This is a genomic window from Roseibium algicola (assembly GCF_001999245.1).
In the GTDB taxonomy this organism is placed as follows: Bacteria; Pseudomonadota; Alphaproteobacteria; order Rhizobiales; family Stappiaceae; genus Roseibium; species Roseibium algicola.
Genome location: NZ_CP019630.1, coordinates 2649126 through 2675518, shown reverse-complemented (window position 1 = coordinate 2675518; position 26393 = coordinate 2649126). Strand labels below are relative to the sequence as shown.

24 protein-coding genes are annotated in these 26393 nt (G+C 59.0%); 7 read left to right on the top strand and 17 right to left on the bottom strand.

Going from position 1 to position 26393, the window contains the following annotated elements:
* The first annotated feature begins 9 nt into the window (after positions 1-9).
* A complete protein-coding gene (gene acs / locus B0E33_RS12450) occupies positions 10-1947 on the top strand; it encodes an acetate--CoA ligase (RefSeq protein ID WP_077291376.1) in 1938 nt (645 codons plus the stop codon).
* Between the two features lie 91 nt (positions 1948-2038).
* Here acs and B0E33_RS12445 read toward each other — a convergent pair whose 3' ends face one another.
* The 6 genes from B0E33_RS12445 to trmD form a co-directional block, all read right to left on the bottom strand.
* Positions 2039-3463: a TadE/TadG family type IV pilus assembly protein gene (locus B0E33_RS12445; RefSeq protein WP_205838622.1), complete on the bottom strand. Its 1425-nt coding sequence runs from the start codon at positions 3461-3463 to the stop codon at positions 2039-2041.
* 150 nt (positions 3464-3613) lie between these two features.
* On the bottom strand, positions 3614-4951 hold the full coding sequence (locus tag B0E33_RS12440; RefSeq protein ID WP_062486048.1) for a TadE/TadG family type IV pilus assembly protein: 1338 nt from the start codon (positions 4949-4951) through the stop codon (positions 3614-3616).
* Positions 4952-5261: 310 nt separating this feature from the next.
* The gene (locus tag B0E33_RS12435; RefSeq protein WP_006936861.1) at positions 5262-5819 is read right to left on the bottom strand and encodes an HNH endonuclease; all 558 of its coding nucleotides are present in this window, start codon (positions 5817-5819) and stop codon (positions 5262-5264) included.
* Positions 5820-6202: 383 nt separating this feature from the next.
* Positions 6203-7615: a 3-isopropylmalate dehydratase large subunit gene (leuC, locus tag B0E33_RS12430; protein WP_062486044.1), complete on the bottom strand. Its 1413-nt coding sequence runs from the start codon at positions 7613-7615 to the stop codon at positions 6203-6205.
* Positions 7616-7919: 304 nt separating this feature from the next.
* The gene (gene rplS, locus B0E33_RS12425) at positions 7920-8390 is read right to left on the bottom strand and encodes a 50S ribosomal protein L19 (protein ID WP_023002488.1); all 471 of its coding nucleotides are present in this window, start codon (positions 8388-8390) and stop codon (positions 7920-7922) included.
* Positions 8391-8613: 223 nt separating this feature from the next.
* Positions 8614-9324 carry a tRNA (guanosine(37)-N1)-methyltransferase TrmD gene (gene trmD, locus B0E33_RS12420; RefSeq protein WP_077291374.1) on the bottom strand — a complete coding sequence of 237 codons (711 nt, stop codon included), beginning with the start codon at positions 9322-9324 and terminating at the stop codon, positions 8614-8616.
* 181 nt (positions 9325-9505) lie between these two features.
* On the opposite strand from trmD, the gene B0E33_RS12415 reads away from it, so the two are divergent.
* Positions 9506-10039 carry a VanZ family protein gene (locus B0E33_RS12415; protein WP_077291373.1) on the top strand — a complete coding sequence of 178 codons (534 nt, stop codon included), beginning with the start codon at positions 9506-9508 and terminating at the stop codon, positions 10037-10039.
* On the opposite strand, the gene rimM is transcribed toward B0E33_RS12415, so the two are convergent.
* From rimM to B0E33_RS12370, 9 genes are all read right to left on the bottom strand, one after another.
* Positions 9988-10542 carry a ribosome maturation factor RimM gene (rimM, locus tag B0E33_RS12410; RefSeq protein WP_077291372.1) on the bottom strand — a complete coding sequence of 185 codons (555 nt, stop codon included), beginning with the start codon at positions 10540-10542 and terminating at the stop codon, positions 9988-9990. The genes B0E33_RS12415 and rimM overlap by 52 nt on opposite strands.
* Before the next feature lie 50 nt (positions 10543-10592).
* A complete protein-coding gene (gene rpsP, locus B0E33_RS12405) occupies positions 10593-10991 on the bottom strand; it encodes a 30S ribosomal protein S16 (RefSeq protein WP_023014459.1) in 399 nt (132 codons plus the stop codon).
* 19 nt (positions 10992-11010) lie between these two features.
* A complete protein-coding gene (locus B0E33_RS12400) occupies positions 11011-11334 on the bottom strand; it encodes a chorismate mutase (RefSeq protein ID WP_055660229.1) in 324 nt (107 codons plus the stop codon).
* Positions 11331-12872, bottom strand: coding sequence for a signal recognition particle protein (ffh, locus tag B0E33_RS12395; protein ID WP_023002482.1), 1542 nt, complete (start codon positions 12870-12872; stop codon positions 11331-11333). Before ffh ends, B0E33_RS12400 begins: the two co-directional genes overlap by 4 nt.
* 354 nt (positions 12873-13226) lie before the next feature.
* Positions 13227-13841: an exopolysaccharide biosynthesis protein gene (locus B0E33_RS12390; RefSeq protein WP_023002481.1), complete on the bottom strand. Its 615-nt coding sequence runs from the start codon at positions 13839-13841 to the stop codon at positions 13227-13229.
* Positions 13842-13975: 134 nt separating this feature from the next.
* Positions 13976-14848 carry an isocitrate lyase/PEP mutase family protein gene (locus B0E33_RS12385; RefSeq protein ID WP_055660232.1) on the bottom strand — a complete coding sequence of 291 codons (873 nt, stop codon included), beginning with the start codon at positions 14846-14848 and terminating at the stop codon, positions 13976-13978.
* Between the two features lie 10 nt (positions 14849-14858).
* Positions 14859-16133, bottom strand: coding sequence for a TRAP transporter large permease (locus B0E33_RS12380; RefSeq protein WP_023002479.1), 1275 nt, complete (start codon positions 16131-16133; stop codon positions 14859-14861).
* Positions 16130-16624: a TRAP transporter small permease gene (locus tag B0E33_RS12375; RefSeq protein WP_023014458.1), complete on the bottom strand. Its 495-nt coding sequence runs from the start codon at positions 16622-16624 to the stop codon at positions 16130-16132. The genes B0E33_RS12380 and B0E33_RS12375 overlap by 4 nt, the downstream gene beginning before the upstream one ends.
* Positions 16625-16773: 149 nt before the next feature.
* Complete coding sequence (locus B0E33_RS12370; protein WP_023002477.1) at positions 16774-17766, bottom strand: TRAP transporter substrate-binding protein; 993 nt, start codon at positions 17764-17766, stop codon at positions 16774-16776.
* 252 nt (positions 17767-18018) lie between these two features.
* On the opposite strand from B0E33_RS12370, the gene B0E33_RS12365 reads away from it, so the two are divergent.
* Positions 18019-19458 carry a TrkH family potassium uptake protein gene (locus tag B0E33_RS12365; protein WP_031269993.1) on the top strand — a complete coding sequence of 480 codons (1440 nt, stop codon included), beginning with the start codon at positions 18019-18021 and terminating at the stop codon, positions 19456-19458.
* Positions 19459-19617: 159 nt separating this feature from the next.
* On the opposite strand, the gene B0E33_RS12360 is transcribed toward B0E33_RS12365, so the two are convergent.
* Together B0E33_RS12360 and B0E33_RS12355 are read right to left on the bottom strand one after the other, a co-directional pair.
* The gene (locus B0E33_RS12360; protein WP_023002475.1) at positions 19618-19848 is read right to left on the bottom strand and encodes an EF-hand domain-containing protein; all 231 of its coding nucleotides are present in this window, start codon (positions 19846-19848) and stop codon (positions 19618-19620) included.
* A gap of 417 nt (positions 19849-20265) precedes the next feature.
* Positions 20266-20937: a YggS family pyridoxal phosphate-dependent enzyme gene (locus B0E33_RS12355; protein ID WP_077293261.1), complete on the bottom strand. Its 672-nt coding sequence runs from the start codon at positions 20935-20937 to the stop codon at positions 20266-20268.
* Positions 20938-21194: 257 nt separating this feature from the next.
* Here B0E33_RS12355 and B0E33_RS12350 point away from each other — a divergent pair, with 257 nt between their 5' ends.
* The 4 genes from B0E33_RS12350 (at position 21195) to holA (ending at position 26303) form a co-directional block, all read left to right on the top strand.
* Positions 21195-21902, top strand: a complete 708-nt coding sequence (locus tag B0E33_RS12350) for a substrate-binding periplasmic protein (protein ID WP_023002473.1) — start codon at positions 21195-21197, stop codon at positions 21900-21902.
* A 152-nt stretch (positions 21903-22054) separates the two neighbouring features.
* Positions 22055-24676 (top strand): leucine--tRNA ligase, encoded by a 2622-nt coding sequence (leuS, locus tag B0E33_RS12345; RefSeq protein WP_055660550.1) that lies wholly within the window; start codon positions 22055-22057, stop codon positions 24674-24676.
* Positions 24663-25238 carry a hypothetical protein gene (locus tag B0E33_RS12340; protein WP_031269989.1) on the top strand — a complete coding sequence of 192 codons (576 nt, stop codon included), beginning with the start codon at positions 24663-24665 and terminating at the stop codon, positions 25236-25238. The genes leuS and B0E33_RS12340 overlap by 14 nt, the downstream gene beginning before the upstream one ends.
* Positions 25239-25262: 24 nt before the next feature.
* Positions 25263-26303, top strand: a complete 1041-nt coding sequence (gene holA / locus B0E33_RS12335; protein WP_075282741.1) for a DNA polymerase III subunit delta — start codon at positions 25263-25265, stop codon at positions 26301-26303.
* Positions 26304-26393: the final 90 nt, after the last annotated feature.

Genomic DNA, 26393 nt, shown 5'->3' with positions numbered 1-26393 from the left:
AGGTTTCACATGACTGAGTCCGTATTTCCCGTTCCCGCGGAGGTTGCCGCGCGGGCGCATGTCGACAATGCCAAATATCAGGAAATGTATCAGCGTTCCGTGGAAGACCCCGACGGCTTCTGGGGTGAGCACGGCAAACGGGTGGACTGGATCAAGCCTTTCACCAAGGTGAAGAACACTTCCTACGACTATCACAACGTTTCGATCAAATGGTTCGAGGACGGCACGCTCAACGTTTCGGCCAACTGCGTTGACCGCCACCTGGAAAAGCGCGGCGACCAGCCCGCGATCATCTGGGAAGGTGACGACCCGAACGAGCACAAGGTCATCACCTACAAGGAACTGCACCGCGAGGTGAACAAGTTCGCCAACGTGCTGCACGGCCAGGGTGTCAAGAAGGGCGACCGCGTCACCATCTATCTGCCGATGATTCCGGAAGCAGCTTATGCAATGCTTGCCTGCGCCCGCATCGGCGCTGTGCATTCCATCGTCTTCGGCGGATTTTCACCGGACAGCCTTGCCCAGCGTATCGAGGATTGCGCCTCTGAATGCGTGATCACGGCAGACGAGGGCCTGCGCGGTGGCCGCAAGGTGCCGTTGAAGGCCAATGTCGACAAGGCTGCTGAAAAAGCGCCGGTAAAGAGCGTCATCGTGGTCAAGCGCACCGGCGGCGACATTGCCATGCAGGCCGGCCGAGACGTCTGGTACCACGACGAGGCGGACCGTGTGTCCGACCATTGTGCACCGGCGGAGATGAACGCGGAAGATCCGCTCTTCATCCTCTACACTTCCGGGTCGACCGGCAAACCCAAGGGTGTGATGCACACCACCGGCGGCTACCTGGTCTACGCCTCCATGACCCATGAATATGTCTTCGATTATCACGAAGGCGACGTCTACTGGTGCACGGCGGATGTGGGCTGGGTCACCGGTCACAGCTACATCGTCTACGGCCCGCTTGCCAACGGCGCCACCACGCTGATGTTCGAAGGTGTTCCGACCTATCCCGGTCCGGGCCGCTTCTGGGAAGTCTGCGACAAGCACAACGTCAACATCTTCTATACGGCACCCACCGCGATCCGCGCCCTGATGGGCGCCGGCGACGAACACGTCACCAAAACCTCGCGCAAGTCCCTGCGTCTTCTGGGGTCCGTGGGCGAGCCGATCAATCCGGAAGCCTGGACCTGGTACTACAATGTGGTTGGCGACAAGCGCTGCCCGATTGTCGACACCTGGTGGCAGACCGAAACCGGCGGCATCCTGATCACCCCGCTGCCGGGCGCAACCGACCTGAAGCCAGGTTCCGCCACACGTCCGTTCTTCGGCGTCCAGCCGGCGATCGTCGACGCGGAAGGCAAGTTCCTGGAAGGGGCAACGGAAGGCAACCTTGTCATCAAGGACAGCTGGCCAGGCCAGATGCGCACGGTCTATGGCGACCATGAGCGCTTCGTCCAGACCTATTTCGCCACCTACAAGGGCCTCTATTTCACTGGTGACGGCTGCCGTCGTGACGAGGACGGCTACTACTGGATCACCGGCCGCGTTGATGACGTCATCAACGTTTCCGGTCACCGCATGGGCACGGCGGAAGTCGAGAGCGCACTTGTGGCGCATCCGAAGGTTTCCGAGGCCGCTGTGGTCGGCTATCCGCACGACATCAAGGGACAGGGCATCTATGCCTATGTCACGCTGATGGAAGGCGAAGAGCCGAGCGACGAGCTGAAGAAGGAACTGGTCAAGCATGTCCGCTCGGAAATCGGGCCGATTGCCTCTCCGGACCTGATCCAGTTCGCACCCGGCCTGCCGAAGACCCGGTCGGGCAAGATCATGCGCCGTATCCTGCGCAAGATCGCCGAAGACAGCTTCGACAGCCTGGGCGACACATCGACCCTGGCCGATCCGACCGTCGTCGACGACCTGATCGACAACCGCCAGAACCGCGGCTGACCGGCACACTCCGGACTGTGAAATGCAAAAAGGCTCGCCACCCGGCGAGCCTTTTTTTCAGTTTTGTCGATCCGATCCCGGAAGGGTTCAGTTACCTCGAAACGTAGATCTGCTGGATCTTCTTGGCGATATTGGCAAAGGCGTTGATCAGCTCGTCCGAACTCGTTGCCTTGTAGAAATTGCCCGTGCTGGCGCAGGACTGCATGTTTCTCGACCCGGCCGAGGTGTTGCTGGTGCCGAAATAGACGCCGAAGATCGAAATTCCTTCGTCCTTCATGGCCTGGCAAAGCGCGCGCTGAGCCGTTGAGGAATTGTTGCTGTAGCTCTCGCTTTCGCTGCGTTCCTGCCACTGATTGACCGTCACCGTCTCACACTTGTACTGCCAGCCATGGCGTCTGGAATAAACCCAGTCGCATTCTTCCCGTTCGCCGATGTATTCGTAGTACCGGTTGTTATCCCCGTCGGTCATGATGATCGCGAACTTGAGAACATCCTCGTTGTCATAAGGCTCCGGCTTGCTCGCAAGGGGCCATACGTCCGAATAGTTCGGCGAGATGCTGTTCCAGCCCCAGACCACGCCGGTCTGGCCTGCCGTACCGCCGTTATCATCCAGGTCGGCGATCGCATCGAGCAACTCGTCCCGGTCGGATGTCAGCGGGATCATCTTCGACGTGCTGGAACAATTGTTGCTGCCACCGCCGTAAAACACGGCCTTCGGCGGCGGATCGGTCTTGTCGTAGTAATTGTAGGTCTTGTCGGTGTAGCGAACTTCGTAGAGATCTTCGCCGTCGTCGTAATCCTGGCGTTCCGTCACGCATTTGCTGCTGTCGGCATAGCCGAAGAGGCCGCCCTTCACCTTGGAAGCGTAAGCTCCCAGGTTGACCCCCTGGCTGTATGGCACCAGCGAGATACGGACCTTGCTTTCGGATTCTTCGGTTCCATCCGGGATCAAGATGTTCACCAGGCCTTCGGAGGCATCCCGCAGCGTATCCATGTCGTTGCGCATGGACCCGGTAACGTCGACGACGAGGGCCAGTTCGACGTCAAAGCGTGAGTAGGTGACCTGTGAGCTCGTTCCGAAGCTGAATGTTTCCGGGCCGAGGGCACTCTTGCCGTAACCGCCCATGTCGATGAAGTAGTTCTTGAGAGAGGCCGTGGACGTTACCTTGATGGTGCCGTTGTCCGGATCGACGACGAAGTCGAGATTGTCGATTGCCTCGTCCAGGAATTCGACGTCGGCCAGGTTGGCCTTGAAGGAATCCGCCAGAGCTTGCTTGATCTGGTCGTCGCTCATGACGCTGGTCGACAGGTCTGCCGCGACCGAAAGTGCCGCGGCATCAATCGCAAAGGACAGTTTTTCGCGCGCATTCACCGTTCGGGACACGTCGATGGTAATCCCCGCGATCACGACGATCAGGATCACCAGCATACCGAAAATGGGCAAAATGGATGCTTTGCGATCGCCGGTAAACTCTGCAAGCAGGGGTCGGCAAATGAGACGCTTCAAATACTGCATTACTGCCTCGTCATTTTGTGAGACAGTTACTCTAGAAAAGTACCTAATTCCTTAAACGGAATGTAGAAAATAGGGGGTTGTTTCCGTTTGGTAAACCAATCGGAAAGAATCGAGACTGACGCTTTTCGCTGGCCGGTCGTCCGGCAGGTCTTATTTGGACAGGTAGATCGACTGGATCTTCCGCGCGATGTTTGCGAACGCTCCTATGAGTTCATCGGACGATGCAGCCTGATAATAGTTTCCCTGGCTTGCGCAGGACTGCATGTTTTTTGCCCCTGCGGATGTATTGCTGGTTCCGAAGTAAACTCCGAAAACCTGGATGTTGGCAGCCTTCATGGCCGCACAGATGTCTCGTGAGCGGACGGAAGAGGTGTTGTTGTAGCTTTCGCTTTCACCTGTTTCCCGCCAGGCGTTCACGGCCACTGTGCTGCATTGCCAGGTCGACTTGCCGTTTTTCTTGACCCAGCCGCACTGCTCCTCCTGTTCGATATATTGGTAATACCGGTTGTTGTCGCCGTCAGTCATGATGATCGCGAACTTGAGCGTATCGCCGTCTGAATAGGCCGCAGGCGCGCTGTCCGCAGGCCATACGTTGGCGTAGTTCGGCGACAGGCTGTACCAGCCCCAGGCAACCCCGGTCTGACCCGCCGTACCGCCAGTGTTGTTGAGAGCGGAAATCGCCGGCAGCAACGTGGAGCGGCTCTTGGTCAACGGCACCAGCTTGGACGTGGACGAGCAACTGCTGCTGCCCCCGCCAAAAAAGGTCTGTGCCGGAGGAGGGCTGGACTTCTTGTAGTAGTTATAGGGATCGTCCGTGAGCATGACCTCATAGGTGGAATAATCCTGACGTTCCGTGACGCAGTTGCCGCTGACGCTGTAGAAATCGCCGCCCTTCACCTTTTTTGCATAGGTGCCGAGGTTGACGCCCTGGCTGTAGGGAACCAGCGAAATGCGCACCTTGGCATCGTCTTCTTCCACGTCCTCGGGCAGCAGGATGTTGACCACCGCCGCCGAGGCTTTGCGCAGCGTGTTCATGTCACTGGAGGACATCGAGCCGGTGACGTCCACCACAAGGGCCAGCTCCACGTTGAACTTGGAATAAGAGACCTGTGAACTGGTTCCGAAGGCAAAGGTCTCCGGACCCAGGTTCTTCATCATGTAGCCACCGAAATCGATGAAGTAATTCTGCAGGCTGGCCGTCGAGGAGACCTTGATGGTTCCGTTTTCCGCATCGACCACAAAGGTCAGGTTCTTGATGGCTTCGGTCAGAAACTCGGCGCCGTCCAGGTTGGACTTGAAGGAATCCGTCAGCGCCTGCTTGATCTGTTCATCCGTCATGAGCGATGTGGACAGATCCGCCGCCACGGACAGTGCGGCCGCATCGATCGCATAAGACAGCTTCTCACGGGCGTTGACCGTGCGCGAAACGTCCACGGCTGCGCCCATGACGACGATCAGAAAAATCACCATCAACGCAAAGATGGGCAAAACGGCCCCTTCACGTTGCGTGAGAAATCGTCTGTTTATTTTGAAATTCCAGAAAAGAAGAGACATGTATGGCGCCGCCTCAAGGGAGATAAAGACAGCTACTACACACTTTAAGAAAAAACGGTGAATGAACTTTGGGAACGAGGTTAAAGCCTCGTTAAAATCAAATATTCAACGGCATAAATACATCCACTGGATGTCAACTGCCAGTTGCCTGCAACGTGGAATAGGCGCTCCGACGCAGACGCGTTGTCACCGTCACAAGGGCATTTGATGACCCCGCCTGAAGGCTCGCAATACGAACCGGAGACTACGGTTCCAGCTCGGTATCCCAGTAGAGGAAATCCAGCCAGCTATCGTGCAGATAGTTGGGCGGGAAACCGCGGCCGTTGTTGTGCAGGTCCTGGATGGTCGGCTGGAACGGCATGTGCATCGGCCACATGTTCAGTTGCTGGCACGACTTGTTGGACTTGCGCAGATTGCAGGGGGAGCAGGCGGTGATGACATTGTCCCAGGTCGTCAGACCACCCTTGGAACGCGGCACAAGGTGGTCGAAGGTCAGCTCATCCTTGGAGCCGCAGTACTGACACTGGAATTTGTCGCGGAGAAAGACGTTAAATCGGGTAAAGGCAGGGTATCGGCTGGGTTTCACGAAGGTCTTGAGAGAGACCACACTGGGTAATCGGAACTCGAAGCTCGGACTTCGAACCGCCGCATCGTATTCGGCAACAATGTTCACCCGGTCCAGGAACACAGCCTTGATGGTATCCTGCCAACTCCACAGCGACAGGGGGTAGTAGCTCAAAGGCCGGTAATCCGCATTGAGCACCAACGCCGGATGGGCGCCCGACGAAACCGCTATCGTCACCTTCCGCTCCTCATTCCCAGAGCATGCCGAATCCACACGCGGATGCGTTGCTCTAACGACTTACGTTGGATCAACTTCCAGCAATCAGGTGCCAACTGACAGCGCGTTGACCTGTCGGAATGTCCGTTATCCGGTCAATCGGACAGCGGAACAGTCCTTTTGTGACCGGAGTATTGTAGTGCCGAGGTGACAGTCTTGTGAAGCCCGGGAAAATCATTTCTGAGTGCAGTTGTCGCCAGATCAGACCCGGCAAAGGATTTTTCTTAACTACATGAATTATTTACGCAAAAGCAAAATCCCCTGCGTCATTGTGACTGTTTTACGGGGAGAAGCAAAAAGGGCGCCTTGCGGCGCCCTTTCTCACGAACCGAAATGCGGTCGAATCAATTAGTCGTCCACTCGCGGATATCGACAAAATGGCCGGCGATTGCCGCCGCTGCCGCCATGGCCGGCGAAACCAGATGGGTCCGGCCCTTGTGACCCTGACGGCCTTCGAAGTTGCGGTTGGACGTCGACGCACAGCGCTCGCCCGGCTTCAGCTTGTCCGCATTCATGGCAAGGCACATGGAGCAGCCCGGCTCACGCCATTCGAAGCCTGCTTCCTTGAAGATGACGTCCAGACCTTCTTCTTCGGCCTGTTCCTTCACCAGACCAGAGCCCGGGACAACCATGGCGCTGACGCCTGCTGCCACCTTGTGATTGCCGATGACGGCCGCCGCAGCACGCAGGTCTTCAATGCGGCCGTTGGTGCACGAACCGATGAAGGCACGGTCGATCTTGATGTCGGTGATCCTGGTGCCCGGCTGCAGGCCCATGTATTCCAGGGCGCGCTTCTTGGACTCGCGGCGGTTTTCATCAGCGATTTCGGCCGGATCCGGCACGACACCTTCCACCGAGATGACGTCTTCCGGAGACGAGCCCCAGGAAACGATCGGCGGCAGGTTGGCGGCGTCCAGCTCGATGACCTTGTCGAAATAGGCGTCCGCATCCGAATGCAGGGTCTTCCAGTAGCCGAGAGCCATGTCCCAGGCTTCGCCCTTGGGCGCCTTGGGGCGGCCTTCGATGTACTTGTAGGTGATTTCGTCCGGTGCAATCAGGCCTGCACGTGCACCGGCCTCGATGGACATGTTGCAGACCGTCATGCGGCCTTCCATTGACAGGGCACGGATTGCTTCGCCGGCATACTCGATCACGTAGCCGGTGCCGCCTGCGGTACCGATCTTGCCGATGATGGCCAGAACGATGTCTTTCGCGGTGACGCCGGCAGGGATCTTGCCGTCGACCTTCACCAGCATGTTCTTGGCTTTCTTCTGGATCAGCGTCTGGGTGGCCAGAACGTGTTCCACTTCGGACGTGCCGATGCCGTGGGCGAGGGAGCCGAAAGCGCCATGGGTGGAGGTGTGGCTGTCGCCGCACACAATGGTCATGCCGGGCAGGGTGAAGCCTTGCTCGGGACCCACGATGTGAACGACGCCCTGACGCATGTCGAGTTCGGAATAATACTCGATGCCGAATTCTGCCGCGTTCTTGGCCAGCGTGTCGACCTGCAGGGCCGATTCCGGATCATCGATGCCGTGACGGCGATCGGTGGTCGGAACGTTGTGGTCGACCACGGCAAGCGTCTTCTCCGGCTGGCGCACCTGGCGGCCGGCCATGCGCAGGCCTTCGAAAGCCTGCGGGCTGGTAACTTCATGCACCAGGTGGCGATCGATGTAGAGCAGACCGGTTCCGTCCGGCTGCATGTCGACCACGTGGTCGTCCCAGATCTTGTCGTAAAGCGTCCGTGCGTTGGCCATGGGTCTCTCCTCGGTCCATCCGAGCAAACGGTCAAACGGTCTAAAGTTTGCGAAATGCCCGGTGATGCCCGTCGCGGCGCGTCCAGCCGCAAGGGTCTATCCTCGTTTATCGTAGCTAGTGAATGACGCAGCGCCGCCTGAAGGTCAAGCGTTCCGAGTTGAGCTGAATTCAACTCAGATTGACCGGCGCAGGAAGAACGGGGCGCAAAACCCCGGATTTGCATCGGACTGCGCCAGGGTTTGGCGCAAATGCAAAAAAGGCGGCCCGAACGACCGCCTTTTCGAAACGTTTTGCCGGGCCGGCTTATTCGGCTGCGTTCTCTGCAGCTTCCTTGGCAGCGGCCTTGGCTTCTGCAGCAGCTGCCTTGGCAGCAGCCACTTCCGCACGCACTTCTTCGTTGAGGCGCTTGGAACGAGCATTGGTGTTTTCCACGATACGGGCAGACTTGCCGCGACGGTCGCGCAGGTAGTAGAGCTTCGCGCGACGGACTTTACCGCGGCGAACCACTTCAACGCCTTCCAGCATCGGGGAGTAGACCGGGAAAACGCGCTCGACGCCTTCGCCGTAAGAAATCTTGCGAACCGTGAAGCTCTCGTTGATGCCGCCGCCGGAACGGGCGATGCAGACGCCTTCGTAAGCCTGGGTACGGGTACGCGTACCTTCGGTGACCTTCACGTTGACGCGAACGGTGTCACCAGGAGAAAATTCCGGCAGCTTGCGCTGCTCTTCGATTTTCGCCATTTCCTCAGCATTGAGCTGCTCGATGATGTTCATGGCATATTTCCCTTTTGAATTACAAAGCGGTCAGAGCGTTTTCCGGTTTTGGCCGGAAACGGGTTCACCGACTTTGGGCCATGTTGCTTGTCGGCCGGACTTTCCTGATTTTCCGGTCCTTTTGGTCCGGTTCAGGACGCAGGTCTTTCCAAGGAAAAGACACAACTTCACCCAGCTTCGGCGCGCGTATACAGGAAATTTGCGCCACTGTCATGCGGATTCTTCAATCCACGTCGTCTTCATCCGCCATATAGGCATCCCAGAGATCCGGCCGCCGCTCGCGTGTCAGGCGCTCGGCTTCGGCCATGCGCCATTCGTGGATCTTCCGGTGATTGCCCGAGGTCAGAACCTCGGGAATGGTCAGGCCTTCGAACTCGGCCGGCCGCGTGTATTGCGGGTGTTCCAGCAGGCCACCCTCGAAACTTTCGGTTTCCGCACTGTCCATGTTGCCCATGACGCCAGGGATGAGCCGGACAACAGCGTCCAGCATGGTCAGCGCGCCGATTTCGCCGCCGGACAGGATGTAGTCGCCGACGGAGACTTCCTCCAGGCCGCGCGCGTCGATCACCCGCTGGTCGACCCCTTCGAACCGACCACAGACGATGACTGCGCCAGGGCCTTCGGCAAGTTCATGCGCACGGTCCTGGGTAAAGGGCGTCCCGCGCGGGCTCATAAGGAGCCGCGGGCGCGGGTCAACAGCGGGGGCCGCCGCATCAATGGCCCTGGCCAGGATATCGGCCCTGAGCACCATACCGGCACCGCCACCGGCCGGTGTATCGTCAACGGAGCGGTGCTTGTCCGTCGCGAAGTCGCGGATCTGGCTGGTTTCCAACTGCCAAAGCCCCTTGTCCAGCGCCCGGCCCGAAAGGCTGTGGCCCAGGGGCCCTGGAAACATGTCCGGGTAGAGCGTCAGAATGGTTGCCTTGAACGTCATTACGCCTGTCAGTTCTGCTGATTGGCCGGTATGCCCGGGTCCAAAACCGCTCATTGGTTAACGAGCCGTTTACCGCTTTCCTAAAAACCTGTCGAATTCTTCAGGGTAGCCGCCGGAAAGAAAGCTCTGATTAAGGCTCGCAGTATAAAGTGGCAAGAGCGTTTCAATCGGGTTTATTGCCGTGGCAAAATTTCCAGTCCTGCGTTTCAAGCTTCCCCGTTTCATTCAGGTGCATGTCGACCGCCACTATCTCGACATTTCCCTGAGCCGCGTGCTGCCCCTGTTCGCCTTGATGACCTTCGGCGTGCTGGCCGGCCTTGTGTTCAACACCGGCGTCGGCCACCCCTATGACAAGGTCATCCATATCGGCTTTTTCGCACTTCTGACCCTGTCGATCCATGCGCTGTTCTGCTGCCGGCTGCGCATTTCCGCCGTCGTCGCCTTCGGCATGGGTCTCGCGGGTGAAGTGGTGCAGGGCTTCATTCCCCACCACGAAATGTCGTTGCAGGATGCCTTCGCCAACGGAATCGGGGTTGCACTGGTCGTCGCACTGATTGCGCTGAAGCGTTCCGAGGTTCGGCAGGCTGTCCGCCAGGACGTTCCCGCGGAGGAGCGCGAAGAGCTCAACCTACGCAAGATGGGCTTGCAGCCCGTGCCAACGCGTTACCTGTCCGGCTCGTCTTCCGAAGGCTCAGGAACTCCTTCGGAGAAGTAATCCTCCGGCAGCGAAGCGCTGATCCGGCCGTTCTCCAGATCGATCTCCGGCACGAATTCCTTCGTGAACGGAACATAGAAGCTGCGGCCGCGTTTTGGCCGGACTTCCAGCAGGTCGCCGGCTCCGAAATCCTGCACCGCAATGATCTTCCCGAGTGTCTCGCCAGTCTGGTCGAGCACATCGAGGCCGGTCAGGTCGGAATAGTAGAATTCGTCTTCTTCAGGTTCGGGCAGCTGGTCACGGTCGATAAAGAGATCGACACCGTTCAGCTCTTCCGCCTGGTTGCGGTCCGCGATCCCCTTGAACTTGGTGATCACCACCGTCTTCTGCACCCGCGCCCGTTCCACCTCGAAGGAACGTTTGCCGTCCCGGGTGGTCAGAATGCCGTAATCGGCAAAGGAAAGCGGGTCATCGCCGTAAGGCTTGACCCGCACTTCCCCGCGAATGCCATGCGCCGCACCGATCTTGGCCATCAGTACCTTCTGATCGTCCTTGGACGTCATCTCAAAAGGCTCCCTGGCCAATGTCTTCCGGTGCGGCTTGGCGCATCTGCTTATTCGGCAGCTGCTTCTTCTGCCGGAGCGGCAGCAGCTTCAGCGGCAGCAGCAGCTGCTTCTTCTTCAGCCTGACGCTTGGCTTCAACGCGTTCCTTCGCCTTTGCACCCAGCTCGGCTTTCTTCGGGTTGTTGCGCGGCTCACGCTTCAAGAGGCCGGCAGCATCCAGGAAACGGTGAACGCGGTCGGTCGGCTTTGCGCCGCTGTCCAGCCAATGCTGAATACGCTCGACGTTCAGGGTCACGCGGTTTTCGGAATCCTTCGGCAGCATCGGGTCGTAGGAACCGACCTTTTCGATGAAACGGCCATCGCGCGGGGAGCGGATGTCAGCAACAACGATGCGGTAGTACGGGCGCTTCTTAGAACCGCCACGTGCCAGGCGAATTTTCGTAGCCATTTTTATGTCTCCAGTTTGTTCAGTTGCCGGCTTCAGCGGCAATGGCTTCGTGGTGCCGGATCACTTCCTTGACGATGAAGTTCAGGAATTTCTCGGCAAAGTCAGGATCGAGATTGGCGTCGCCCGCAAGCTGGCGCAGCCGTTCGATCTGAATTTTCTCCCGCGCCGGATCAGCCGGCGGCAGGTCGTTGGTGGCTTTCAGCACACCCACTTTCTGGGTGCACTTGAACCGTTCGGCGAGCATGTGAACAAGAGCCGCATCAATGTTGTCGATGGACGCCCGAAGAGCCTTCAGTTCGCTCAAGGCGGGGCTTTCACCCAGCTTGTTCTCCGCTTCGCTCATCGTTTCTTGCCCTTGCCCATACCCGGAAACCCGGGAAGTTTCGGACCGCCAAGGCCTGGAAGACCCGGCATGCCCATGCCTGGCGGCAGACCGCCGCCCAACCCGCCGGGCAGGCCTTTCGGCATTTCCATGCCGCCCGGCAACTGGCCGGACTTGGCCATTTCCTCAAGCTGCTTGGGATCGACATCCGGCATTCCGCCGCCGCCAAGGCCGCCCATCAGCTTGCCCAGCATGCCTTTGCCCTTGCCCATCTTCTTCATCATGTCCGCCATCTGGCGGTGCATTTTCAGAAGCTTGTTGACGTCGGCCACATCCATGCCCGACCCGGCTGCAATACGCTTCTTGCGGCTGGCCTTGAGCAGTTCGGGCTTCTGACGCTCGGCCGGTGTCATCGATTCGATGATGGCGACCTGACGCTTGAACATCTTGTCGTCGATGTTCGAAGCCTCGATCTGCTTCTTCATCTTGCCGATGCCCGGCAACATGCCCATCATGCCGGACATGCCGCCCAGCTTTTCCATCTGGCGCAGCTGCTCGGCGAGATCTTCCAGGTCGAAGTGACCCTTCTGCATCTTCTTCGCCATTTTCGCGGCCTGTTCCGCGTCGATGGCTTCTGCAGCCTTTTCCACCAGCGAGACGATGTCGCCCATGCCGAGGATGCGGTCTGCGATCCGGCGCGGGTGGAAGTCTTCAAGTGCGTCTGATTTTTCGCCGGTACCGATCAGCTTGACCGGCTTGCCGGTAACCGCCTGCATAGAGAGCGCCGCACCGCCACGGCCGTCGCCGTCCATACGGGTCAGGGCGATACCGGTGATGCCGACGCGCTCATCGAAACTCTGCGCCAGGTTGACGGCATCCTGACCGGTCAGGCTATCCGCCACCAGCAGGATTTCATGCGGCTGGGCAGCAGCTTTCACCTCTGCCATTTCAACCATCAGCGGCTCGTCGATGTGAATACGGCCGGCGGTGTCGAGCATGACCACGTCATAACCGCCGAGCTTGGCGGCGGACATGGCCCGCTTGGCGATTTCGACCGGGCCCTGGCCGGCAACGATCGGCAGCGTGTCGATGTCGTTCTGCTCACCCAGAACCTTCAGCTGCTCCTGGGCAGCCGGACGGCGGGTGTCGAGCGATGCCATCAGCACCTTGCGCTTGTCGCGCTGGGTCAGACGGCGGGCAATCTTGGCCGTGGTGGTGGTTTTACCGGAGCCCTGCAGACCGACCATCATGATCGCCACCGGTGCCGGAGCATTCAGGTCGATCGGATGGGCTTCTTCACCGAGCATCTCGACCAGCTGGTCATGAACGATCTTCACGACCATCTGGCCCGGGGTCACGGACTTGACCACCTCGGCACCGACGGCACGGTTGCGCACCTTGTCGGTGAAGGAACGTACGATCGGCAGCGCAACGTCGGCCTCGATCAGCGCGCGGCGGATTTCGCGCAGCGCCTCGTTGACGTCGTTTTCCGACAGCGCACCGCGGCCGGTGAGCTTGTCGAAAATACCGCTTAATCGATCGGACAGGCTTTCAAACATCAGTAGTCCTTGAATAGTCTCGGTTTCGGGAAGTCTCCCGAACCATATGGGCAACCGCCGGTCATTTCCAACCGGATCAATCCGCGCAAAGCAGTTTGACACCCGAGGGCGCAACGCGCTGTCGGATGTTAACCTCCGGGAACTCTTTACACCTTTGCGGGTCCCGGTCGGCGGATCGAAATTTCAATCACTCATATGGAGTTAGCGGGGATATGCCCGAAACCCGGGCAAGAGTCAAGGAAGCGGCGGAAATTCCCGTTTTCCTTGATCCGGTTTTCTGTCTCTACACCGTCATCCCGTGGCTCGACCATGGGATCCACGCCGTTTCGCCTTATCGGACACCTGGTTTTCGGTTCAGGCCATGAACGCTTGGGTGCTGATCGCAATCGACGTCAGGATGGCGATGGTGAGGAGCACCGCGGCCAGACCCAGCAGCAGACCGAAGATGACGACAAGTCCGTCGCGCTCGACAATGCCGACGCCGGCGATGAACAGCGCGACCGCCGGAAACCAGCCGCTGAGCGGCACTGGCAGAAACAATGTGAACGCAATGACGAACAACGCAAGCCCGAGCAAGCGCTCATGTTTTCGCGCAAACAGACCTTCGTACCGGTGGGCCAGCACGCGCTCCAGCCGCATTGTGACGGGACGCAGGCGCACCATCGTTCGCCGCAGCTTGTTGTGATTGAGCGACAGGCGTGCAAGCGGCCTGGGCAGTTTCACATGCGGAAAGCCGAGCACCATCTGGAAAGTGGTGACGAGCACCGGCAGACCGGTGACGAGCGAGGAGCCGGGAGGCAACGGAAGAAGTGTCAGCAGGGAAAACAGCACGATCGCCCAGCCGAACGACGTCTCGCCCAGCGCCAACAGCAAATTGCCGAGCGTCAGTGTGCCGTCCCGGTGCTGGTCGCGCGATGTCCGCAGGATCGGCAGCGACAGCGAAGGTCTTCGGCGTCTTTCGCCCTGCATTCAAGATTTCCGTTACAGCTTCTGAGTCGCGCAGGGTCTAACATTCCATCTGCAATAAATCCAACGCCGAGTAGCACGGGTTGGCGTATTTTGCAGTTCGGCAGAGCGACCGGGTTCCGGACAGTCCGGCGGCATCAATCCCGCTTGGACGTCTCGTATTTGGCCGAAACCTCATAATAGTCGTTGAAGCCGATCCGGTCCCGCAGCTCCTTGAAGTCCATGAGATCCGGCGTGCGGTCCTGGTCGCTCTTCAGCTGCTGCAACGTCGCCACCATTGCCTTCATGGCGCTGGCCATCAAGGTCAACGGATAGGCGGCAATGGCGTAACCGATGTCCCGAAGCTCTTCATGCGAGAGGTCGGGAGTTTCGCCGCCTTCCACGATGTTGGCCATCTTCGGGCCCGTCAGTTCCCGGCAGATTTCCTGCATTTCGGCAACCGTCTTGGGCGCTTCGACAAACAGGATATCAGCGCCGAGTTCCTTGAACTTTGCCGCCCGGGCAATTGCCTCGGCAAGGCCGTGCTCATGACGGGCATCGGTCCGGGCAAGGATCAGGATATCGGCCCCTGCCTCCTTGGCATCCTGCGCCGCCCGGATCCGGTCAAAGGCTTCCTCGCGGGAAACGACCGCCTTGCCCGGTGTGTGACCGCAGCGTTTCGGAGCCACCTGGTCCTCGATCATCACCGCCGCAGCGCCTGCCTTGGCCATGCCGGTCACGGTCCGGCGCACGTTCATGGCATTTCCGTAACCAGTGTCGCCATCCGCCAGCAGCGGAATCCGGACCGCATCGGTGATGTTACGCGCCTGATCGAGCACTTCGCCATAGGACATCAGCCCCAGATCCGGCTGCCCGATCCGCGATGCAGAGGCGGCAAAGCCGGACATGAAGGTGAGATCGAACCCTGCCTGCTCGATCAGCTTGGCGGACAAGGCATCATAACAGCAAGGCATGACGTGAAGTTTCGGCTGCTCCAGCAGCGCGCGAAGGGTAGCTGCCGGTGACGGCATGACAAAAACCTCAGAACTTGAATGGCAGATAGAGCGCGAGATCGGTCCAGACATACAGGATCGCGACCGAAATCAACATGATCACCAGGAATGGCAGCACGCCACGGGAGACGTCGGACAGCTTCGATCGCGCGACCGACTGGATGACATAGAGATTGAGCCCGACCGGCGGTGTAATCAGGGCGCATTCCACCATAACGACCATATAGACGCCGAACCAGATCGGATCGAAGCCCAATGCCATGGCTGCCGGCAGCAGCACCGGCGTCATGATCAACACCATGGACAGCGCCTCGAACACCAGCCCCATGATCAGAAGCACGATCGACACCACGATGATGAATGCGAGCGGCGTATCGATGGTCTGGCCGATGAAGACCGAGATATCCTGCGGGATCCGGTAAAGCGTGATCGCCTTGCCGAACACCTTGGCCCCGGCAATGATCAAGACGATGGCAACGGTCGTCACCATGGCATCGAACGCGGCTTCCTTCAGACCCTGCCAGGTAAGCGTACGCAGGATGGGCCCGGTAATCAGCAGCGCCACGGCAAAGCCGATGGCTGCGGCTTCCGTCGGTGTCGCCGCGCCGCTGTAGATGGCACCGATAACAACTAGCGCCAACAGGATCGAGGGAAATGCCCGCACAGTTGCCCGCATGCGCTCGTCCCAGCTTGATGCCGGCTCCGGCGTGTAACCGCCGAACCAGCGGGCATAGACCATGGAAAAAACGATGAAGAACACCACAAGCATAAGGCCCGGGCCAACACCCGCCAGGAACAGCGCGATCACCGATTGTTCGGTAACGAAGCCATAGACGATCATCGGGATAGATGGCGGGATCAGAATGCCGAGCGTGCCACCGGCGGCAAGCAGGCCGTAGACGAATTTCCGCTCGTAGCCGCGCTGGATCATTTCCGGGATCGCAACTGTTCCGATGGTGGCGGCCGTTGCCACCGACGATCCGGAAATGGCTGCGAAAATGGCGCAGGACAGGATGGTCGCGACGGCCAGTCCACCCGGCCAGTGACCGACCCAGGCATGAACAGCGGCAAAGAGATCCCGCCCGACCCCGCCCTTCAGCAGGATGTTGGACATCAGCAGGAACAGCGGTACCGCTAGAAGAATGAAGCCATCCAGCGTCGACAGGATCGCTTGGGGCGCCATCAGCGGCGAGAAACCACCGAGAATGAGCATTCCAAGGCCGAGACCGCCCAGCGCGAACGCCACCGGCACGCGGATCAGCAACAAGGTGAACAGCGAAGCGAGAATGAGAACCGTCGTCATTCCATCACCACCGCTTCATGATCGCCCGACTTGGGCTTCTGGCCCAGCTCAATAAGGGCCTGCACGAACAGAAGCGCAAACCCGACCGGAACGGACAGTTCGGAGATCCACATGGGAAGGTCCAGCATGGAGCCCGAGGTGCGGCCTCGCTCGAAGGAATCGTAGAAGATCCCGCCACCCTTCCAGGCGACCAGGATGCTGAACACCGCAACAAAGCCCATGGCAACCACATGGCAGGCGCGGCGCCAGCCCGGGCTTAGCTGGTCTGTCAGCGCATCAACCGCAATGTGCCGACCGGCTTTCAACAGCCATGGCATGGCAAGCATGGTGCCCCAGATCAGGCACAGCTGAGACAACTCCGACGCCCAGATGGTCGGTGCAACGAAAAGATACCGGGCCAGAACTTCATACGTGAGCATGCAGCCCACGGCGACGAACAGCAGCGCGGCGATCCAGGCAAAGGCCTGAAGAAGAAAATAGAAGGCTTTCATGAAACCATCTGTCGATCGAGCAATCGGCAAGGCCGGGAAAAGACGGCCGGTGAAAACCGGCCGCGAAAAGACACCGGAACTCCGGCATCCGTGACTGGAAGCGGCCAGCATGGCCGCGGCCGCTTCCGTCGTTCAGGATCCGTGGGCCGTCAGAATTTCTGAGCGGCTTCGAGTACCTGCTTGCCGAGAGGGCCCGCTTTTTCGACGAAGTTGTCGTAGACCGGCTGGCTTACGCTTTTCCAGGCAGTCATTTCTTCTGCGGTCGGCGTGTAGATGGTCATGCCGTTCTGTTCCGAAATCTCGTAAGCTTCGGCTTCGATCTGGGACATCCGATCCCGCACATCGGCTTCCGCCTTGAGGGCAGCAGCCTCGATGATCTTCTTGTGCTCGTCCGGCAGGCCGTTCCAGAAATCGGTGTTCACCACGACGATGAACTCGATATCCGCATTGTTGGTCACGGTGATCGTGTCCATGACTTCCCAGAGCTTGCGGGATTTCACGCCGGAAACACCGGTCATGCCGATATCCACGGTGCCGCGCTGGTAGGCCAGATACTGTTCAGAACCGGAAATCAGCGTCGGCGCACCCCCGGCAACCGTGACAAAATCGCCAAGCGTCTTGCCGAAGACGCGTACCTTCTTGCCTTTCAGATCTTCCGGGGTTTTCAGCGGTCCGCCATTGGACAGCATGATGGAGCCGCCATAAGCCTGCCACCACAGAACGGTGGAACCGGTTTCCGCGATTGCCTCATCCAGCGGTCCACGCACGGGAGATCCCTTGGCTACGGCCGCACGAACCTTTTCTTCCGTGTCGAACAGGAACGGCTGATAGAAAACGTCGACGGCAGGAATGTCGCCGACATAACGCGTCAGCGACGCAACGCCCATTTCAATGGAGCCGCTGCCGACGGCTGCCGGAACTTCGTTGTCCTTGTAGAGCTGAGCGGAATCGTAGATCTCCACGGCAATGTCGCCGTTGGAGTTTTTCTCTACTTCTTCCTTGAAGAGCTGCAGATTCTGGCCGAGGTGGCTCGTCAGAGGCAATTGCAGCGAAATGCGCAAGGTTGTGTCTGCTGCTTGTGCCGAACCGGCTGCCAGGCCAAGCGCCATTGCCGCGCCAAGCGCCCAGGAAAGTACTTTCATGTTTTCCTCCCAAATTTATGAAATCACTCTGGCAAAGCCTCCCGGTCCGGTCAACATGAACTGGCGTATAGGTGTGTTTTAGAAGCAGTTTTGCCGATCGCTCGCAGGTCAGCTACCCTGCCGGTCATTCCAGGCGATTGGCAGGCCTAAAACCCGACGGCCTTGCTTTTTGCGGTGCACAGGCAGATAACGACTGTCTTTTGACACACACGCCTGCTGTCCTGACAGCCGACCGTTGCGGACGTCCAGTCTATGAATTATCGCGCCATTGCTTTGCCAATCGGACGATTGCTCATCCTGATTTCAGTTCTGATGATCGTTCCGGGTATCGCGGATGTGTTCGCCAGAAACTCGGACTGGCAGGTCTTTCTGGTATCGGCCCTGGTTCTTGGAACCGCAGGCTTGCTCATGACCATGGCTTTCCAGGGAGAACAGCCGCCGAGCCACTTTCGCGAAGCGATCCTGTTCGTCAACGCCGCCTGGTTCACCTTCTCCTTCGCCGGCGCCGTACCCTTCTACTTCAGCGGCCTCGGCATCAGCTTCACCGACGCCTTCTTCGAGACCGCCTCCGGCCTGACCACAACCGGTTCGACAATCCTGACGGGTCTCGACACTCTGCCGCCGGGCATTTTGCTGTGGCGAGCGCTGCTGCAATGGGTTGGCGGCATTGGCGTGGTTGCCATCGGGATCTGGCTTCTGCCGGGTTTGCGCGTTGGTGGCAGCCAGCTCTTCGCGCTGGAATCGTCTGAAAATACCAGCAAGCCCTATGGCCATGTCGGCCCATTCGTCTACCGGCTGCTGGCCCTTTATGCCGGACTGTCGATTGCCTGCGCCACGCTCTACCTGCTGTGTGGAATGACCTTTTTCGAAGCGGTGATCCATTCCATGACGACCGTCTCGACGGGAGGCTTCTCCACGTCCGACCAGTCCTTCGGCCAATTCGACGGCCTCGCCGTTTACTGGGTCGCCTCGGTGTTCATGCTGGGATCCGCCGTGCCGTTCCTCTATCTGATCCGGAGTATCGAGCGACGGCATTGGGTAAAAGACGTCCAGATCATGCTGCTGCTTGCCATTGTCGCCGCAGCTTCGATCAGCGTGTTCCTGTTCGAGCGGTTCATCGGACATGACACGCCCTTCCAGATGTTCACATTCGCGGTCTTCAACGTGGTTTCGGTGATCACCACCACCGGCTATGCCGCCAACGACTACCTGCAGTTCGGTCCGCCTGTGATCGCGATTTTCTTCGTGCTGACGTTCTTCGGCGGCTGCAGCGGCTCCACGTCCGGAGGCTTCAAGATGTTCCGGATCGCAATTCTGGGCAGTTACATCCAGGGCCTGTTCCGACGGATGATCCGACCACACCGGGTGGTCGAGCCGAAATACCAGGGACGGGCCGTGTCAAATCCGGTTCTGGAAGGTGTGCTTGTCTTCGCCGTTCTTTATGCGGGCGCTTTTGCGGCGTTTTCGCTGGTCTACATGATGCTCGGTCTTGATCTCGAGACGGCGCTCAGCGCCTCCATCACAGCCCTTGCGAATGTCGGTCCCGGCGTTGGCGATACCATTGGTCCGTCCGGTACGTTCCAGTCCCTGCCGGATCTCGCCAAATGGTTCTTGGCGGTTCAGATGATCCTCGGTCGATTGGAAATCCTGGCAGGTATCCTGCTCCTGACGCCGGATTTCTGGCTGGACTGAAGCCTGGCCCGGCCGGATTGGCTCATTTCTTCGGAAAAAATTCGGAAGTCCCCTTCAAAACGGAAAACCACCGCCGGCGTGACCTTACCGACGGTGGTCTTGTTCGGGCAATCTGGCTGCTGACGCAGCCGACGGGGGGTTTGATTGCCCGAAGCCCGGTTACGGCTGGACGGAGGAGAACTCTTCCGGATCCAGAAGGCTGTCCTGATTGCTGTCAGCCGCGTTGAATGCATCTTCGGAAAGGGTCGGGACGGCTGCCGCGATTTCCTCGAAGCTGACATAACCGTCCTGATCGAGATCCACCGCCTCGAACGACATGCCCTGGGCAAGAGCTGCGGAAGACGCGGTAAAGGCACCGATCAGAAGAGCAGCAGTAAGACGTTTGGACATGATATGACCTCCAATGGTTTGGGTCTTGTCAGGTGTCCCGTGTGCCATTCGGCTTTGGGCTCACCTGTCGTTCCGTCCGTTCGCCAGGCCCCTGCGACCCGTCGAACCGGAACGAGACAAACACTGCGGGCCGATCGCGACGGGCAAAGGGCAGCTCTTTGAAACCTTCGCGGCAATGTTGTGTTCCGCCATGGAGATCAGCCACAGGTCGGTCAAACTACCGTCATTTTTAACGATTTTAGGCAGTTCTGGGGCTTCCGCTGGAAAAACCAGTCTGAATATCTATTTGATTTTATTTATAAATTCGAAACAAACTGGTTGAAACGGCTATCCATGCTTCGGTTCGCGACCAGTCCTGCAAACCGAAGCAATGCCAATCCCGGTCTGATTGCCGTTCCGTGAAACGGCAGGCTCTGATCAGGTGTAGTCGCGCGAGCCGAAGATGGCGGATCCGACACGCACGTGCGTGGCCCCAAAGCCGACCGCGACCGGATAGTCGGAAGACATGCCCATGGATAGCTGCTCGAGGCCATTGCGGGCGGCGATTTTTTCCAGAAGCGCGAAATGTTCGCCCGGTGCTTCGTCGACCGGCGGAATGCACATCAGGCCGACAATGTTGAGCCCGACATCTTCCTTGCACTCTTTCACGAAGGCATCGACATCCTTCGGTGCGATGCCTGCCTTCTGGGGCTCTTCACCCGTATTCACCTGAATGAAACACGGCAGATCCCTGCCCTGCTTTTCCATCTCGGCTTTCAGTGCCCTTGCGATTTTCGGCCGGTCAACCGTATGGACGACATCAAAGGTCGCGACCGCTTCCTTGGCCTTGTTGGATTGCAGCGGGCCGATCAGATGCAATTCGATACCTTCAAAGTCCTCGCGAAGCCCCGGCCACTTGTGCATGGCTTCCTGCACCCTGTTTTCGCCGAAAACCTGCTGACCTGCCTCAAGTACCGGGCGGATCTCGTCCGCTTCGAAGGTCTTGGAAACCGCAATCAACGTTACCGACCCTTCCGGCCTGCCGAACTCGGCTTCGGCACTTCTGATATCTGCCTGGACGTTTGCCAGTCGGTCTGCTGCGGAGGTCATCAGTTGGTCCTTCAAATTGTCAGGTGCTCTGCCGGATCGCGCGTTCCTTCTCATAGGCCCGGTCGCCCCTTGATCTCAAGTGGTCTTTGCAAAGACCCAAGCAACCTGACATGACTGCACAGCCGGTGAATTTTCACGCCAGGTATTCAATCAGGTTCACCTTTTCCTAGAGGTTTGCCGATAGTGTCTCGCAGCTTGCATCAAATGAAGATGGAGGGCCCGGTGTGAGGCAACTCGGTTCATTTATCTGCATACTGATGTTGTTCTGCTTTCTGTACGTTCCTGCATCGCGGAGTGAAACCTTCACGTTCGCGGTTGGCGAATGGCCGCCTTTTATTGGCGCGAAGTCACCGGGCTTCGGAAGCCACACCCAGATCGTCAGGCGCGTAATCGAAAAAGCCGGGCATCAGGCGAAATTCGACTTTCTCCCCTGGCAGCGATCGTACCAGATGGTCAGGAACGGGACTTACGCGGCAACCTTTTCCTGGTCCTACACGGATGAACGAAGCGAGGAATTCTATTTTCCCGAACGACCCGTCGGACTGGCAACCTACGTACATTTTTACAAGAAAGACCGGTTTCCGGACGGCATCGGGCCACTGAGCTTCGATGATCTTCGCAAGGAAGGGCTCTCCGTGGTTGCGGTCAGAAACTACTGGTATGAAGACATGCTGGAGGCTGCCGGTGTCACTGTTGAATATGTGTCGACGGAACAGCTTGCCTGGTCGATGCTTCTGCACGAACGGGCCGATGTCTATATGGAGAGCACGGAAGTCGGCATGATCCGGAAGGCCGTGTTCCTGGGTGACGAAGCAAGCCTGCTCGTTCACTCCCCCACCTTCCTCGAAGTGCCCATGTATCCCATGTTCAGCAGGAAACACCCGGACGGGCGGCGCCTGTTGGAAATCTGGGAAGCTTCAAGCCCGCCTGATCCCGAAACAACGCCGGAAGCGGCCATCCGATAGCTTTACGAATGCGGCGTTGCGAAATAAACAGGCATCTGCAAGATCAATCTCTTCTCACATGTTGACCCCGGACGCGATTTCTGGTGACAGTCCGGCAGTCAATCTTTCAGGAAATCCGCCGGATCCGGCGGCAAGAACAAACGGCACATTTGATGGCAACGGAACGGTACAATGCGCGCGAAGTCGAAGCGCGCTGGCAAAAGGTCTGGAACGACAAGGACGTCTTCGTCACCCACAACGACGATCCCCGCGACAAATACTATGTCCTTGAAATGTTCCCCTATCCGTCCGGCCGCATCCACATGGGCCATGTGCGCAACTACGCCATGGGCGATGTTGTTGCCCGTTACAAGCGCGCCAAGGGCTTCAACGTCCTGCACCCGATGGGCTGGGACGCTTTCGGCATGCCGGCGGAAAACGCGGCCATGCAGAACAAGGTTCATCCCAAGGACTGGACCTACGAAAACATCGCCACCATGCGCGACCAGCTCAAGATCATGGGCCTGTCGCTGGACTGGAGCCGGGAATTCGCGACTTGCGACGTCGCCTATTACACCCAGCAGCAGCGGCTGTTCCTGAAGTTCCTGGAGGCCGGCCTCGTCTACCGCAAGAACGCCAAGGTCAACTGGGACCCGGTCGACATGACGGTTCTGGCCAACGAACAGGTGATCGACGGTCGCGGCTGGCGCTCCGGCGCTCTGGTTGAGCAGCGCGAGTTGACCCAATGGTTCTTCAAGATTTCCGATTACTCGGAAGACCTGCTGGAGGCGATCGACACGCTCGACCGCTGGCCGGACAAGGTGCGCCTGATGCAGAAGAACTGGATCGGCCGCTCCGAAGGCCTGCGTGTGCGCTTCGAGTTCACCGAGGCTGCGCCCACCGGCGACAAGACGCTGGAAATCTTCACCACCCGTCCGGACACGCTGTTCGGTGCGTCCTTCATGGGCCTGTCGCCGGATCATCCAATCTCGACCAAGCTGGCGGAAAGCAATCCGGAGCTGAAAGCCTTCATCGAAGAGTGCCGCCGGGTCGGTACATCCGAAGAAGCAATTGAAAAGGCAGAGAAAAAAGGCCTCGATACCGGTCTGCGCGTCAAGCACCCGCTGGATGCCTCCATCGAGCTGCCGGTGTATGTCGCCAACTTCATCCTGATGGACTATGGCACCGGCGCCATCTTTGCCTGCCCGGCACATGACCAGCGCGACCTGGACTTCGCCCGCAAATACGGCCTGCCTGTCACGCCCGTCGTGCTGCCGAAGGATGCCGATCCGGCAACCTTTGATGTAGCCGACGAGGCTTTCACCGACGACGGCACCATCTTCAACTCCGACTTCCTCAACGGCCTTTCCATTCCGGACGCCAAGGAAGCGGTGGCCAAGAAGCTGGAAGAAATCACCGTCGACGGCGCGTCCCAGGCAGAACGCCAGGTGAATTACCGCCTGCGCGACTGGGGCATTTCGCGTCAGCGCTACTGGGGCTGCCCGATCCCGGTCATTCATTGCGACGATTGCGGCGTCGTTCCGGAAAAGGACGAGAACCTGCCGGTCCAGCTGCCGGACGACATCAACTTCGACAAGCCCGGTAATCCGCTCGACCGTCACCCGACCTGGCGCAACACGTCCTGCCCGAAATGCGGCAAGCCTGCCCGCCGCGAATCCGATACCATGGACACCTTCGTGGACAGTTCCTGGTACTTCGCCCGCTTCACGGCGCCGGACTGCGATCAGCCGACCGACCCGGAAGCCGCCAACGGCTGGCTGCCGGTGGACCAGTATATCGGCGGTATCGAGCATGCCATCCTGCACCTGCTCTATTCCCGTTTCTTCACGCGGGCGATGCAGAAGGTCGGTGCGCTTGATCTGAAGGAGCCGTTCAAGGGCCTGTTTACACAGGGCATGGTCACCCACGAGACCTATCGCGTCGGCGAAGGTGCGAACGGGCGCTGGATTGCCCCGTCCGAAATCCGTATCGAGGATGTCGACGGCAAGCGCCGCGCGGTTCTTGTCGAAACCGGTGAAGACGTTGCCATCGGCTCCATCGAGAAGATGTCGAAGTCGAAGAAGAACACTGTCGATCCGACCGACATCATCGACACCTACGGCGCCGATACCGCCCGCTGGTTCATGCTGTCCGACAGCCCGCCGGAGCGGGACGTGATCTGGACCGAGGACGGCGTGCAAGGTGCCTGGCGTTTTGTCCAGCGCGTCTGGCGCCTGATTGGCGACATTGCCGAGAAGATCGAACCTCGTGGCGGCAAGGCACCGGAAGTCGACGGCAAGGCGCTTGATCTGCGCCGGGCCAGCCACAAGACCCTGGCGGCCGTTTCCGCCGATCTGGAAGGCCTCGGCTTCAACCGGGCCGTGGCCCGCCTCTATGAGCTGGTCAACACCATCAGCAAGGTCTTCAACGAGGGCGAAGCCGATGCCGGCACCGAATATGCCGTACGTGAAGCAGCCGACTACCTCGTGCAGATGATGGCTCCGATGATGCCGCACCTGGCAGAAGAATGCTGGTCTGCACTCGGCCACGACAATCTGATTTCGGAAGCAAGCTGGCCGCAGGCCGACGAGGCCCTGCTGTCCGACGACACCGTCACCTACCCGATCCAGATCAACGGAAAGAAACGCGGTGAACTGACGATTGCAAAAGAGGCTTCCAAAGACGAGGTCGAAGCGGCTACCTTGGCCCTCGACGCAGTCAAGAAGGCTCTTGAAGGCAAGGCGCCGAAGAAGATTATCGTGGTACCGCAAAGGATCGTGAATGTCGTTGTTTAACAACCTCTTCCAGAGCAGCGGCGCGTTGCGGCGCGCTGCCCTTTGCGCCGGACTGGCAGCTGCCATGGCTCTGGGCGGATGTCAGGTCCGCCCGCTTTACGGCAGCAGCACGGGCGACTTCGGTTCCCAGCCCTCTCCCGTAGCGGCGGAACTTGCGGCGATCGACCTGGAATCCATCTCCAGCCAGTACGCCAACGACGATGCATCGCGTGTTCTCTACAACGAGCTGACCTACCGGTTCGAACGTGGGGCCGGCTCTGGTGCCAAGAAATATCGTCTCAAGGTATTGATGGACATCGGCAGCTCGGAAGTCGGTGTCGAACAGTTCTCCGACGTGCCTTCCGCCTACACGACCACGATGAACTCGACCTTCGTCCTGAGCGATCTGGCGACCGACGAGACCCTGATGACCGGCCGGGCGTTCAAATCCGCTTCCTACGACTTCTCCAACCAGCGTTTTGCCAACACCCGTGCCTATCGTGATGCGCAGGAACGTGTTGCCAAGGCAGTTGCTGACGATATCGCAGCCCGGATTGCCGGCTATTTCGCCAGCCAGTCGTGACACTGACCCTGGAGGCAAACGGCCGTGACCGTCCTCAAAGCCGCGGAGATTGACCGTTTCGTCGCCAATCCCCCGGAGGCTGGCGGCGTTGTCCTGATCTTCGGTCCGGATACCGGACTCGTATCGGAACGCGCTACCCGCCTCGTCAACAAGGCCTCCGAAGGCGAAAGCGATCCGTTCAATCTGGTCAAGCTTGATGCGTCCGATCTCGGTTCGGATCCGAATCGGCTGATCGACGAAGTTCTGACCGTTCCGCTTTTTGGTGGCCGCAGGATCGTCTGGGTGAAGGATGCTTCCTCCCGCAATCTCAATCCTGCAGTCGAACCCGTTCTGAAGCTGGACGACTGGCAGACGCTGGTGGTCCTTGAGGGCGGCGACATCAAAAAGGGCGTCGGCCTCAGAAAGCTGATCGAATCGCACAAACGCGCCGTTGCGCTGCCCTGTTATGCCGACAATGACCGGGGCATCGACCAGTTGATCGACGAGGAAACCCGCGAAGCCGGTCTTTCGGTTACCCGGGAAGCCCGGGCAGCACTGCACAGCCTGCTGGGCGGTGATCGCATGGCCAGCCGCGGTGAGCTGAAAAAACTCTGCCTCTATGCCCTCAACAAGGGCCGGATCGACAGCGAGGATGTCGAGGCTATCATCGGCGATGCATCCGCCTTCGAAATGTCGGAGCTGATTGATGCCGCAGCATCGGGAGACCTTGCCTTGCTGGACCACGGGCTGGAACGGCTTGCGGAAGCCGGCTCCAAGGCCTCGGTGATCGCCAACCAGACATTGAAGCATTTTCAACATTTGCACCGGATGCGAATCGATATCGAACAGGGCAAAAACGCCCAGGCCGTCGTCGATGGACAGCGACCGCCTATCTTCTTCTCCCGCAAGCCGAAATTCACCCAGCAGCTGCGGATCTGGTCCCTGACGGATCTGGAACGCGCCATGGACATTTTGAGCGAGGCTACACGCATTTCCCGCCTCAACGATGCCCTTGGTGTACCCGTCCTCTCCGAAGCCCTCCTGAAGCTCGGCAGAGCCGCCAGAGCGCGGCAACAGAGGCGCTAACGAGGTTACCTGCTCCTCTCCCTGAGTCTCTTTGTATTCTTGGCGTTCGCTCACACACCTCCCTCATCGTGAGGAAGCGCGCAAGCGCTG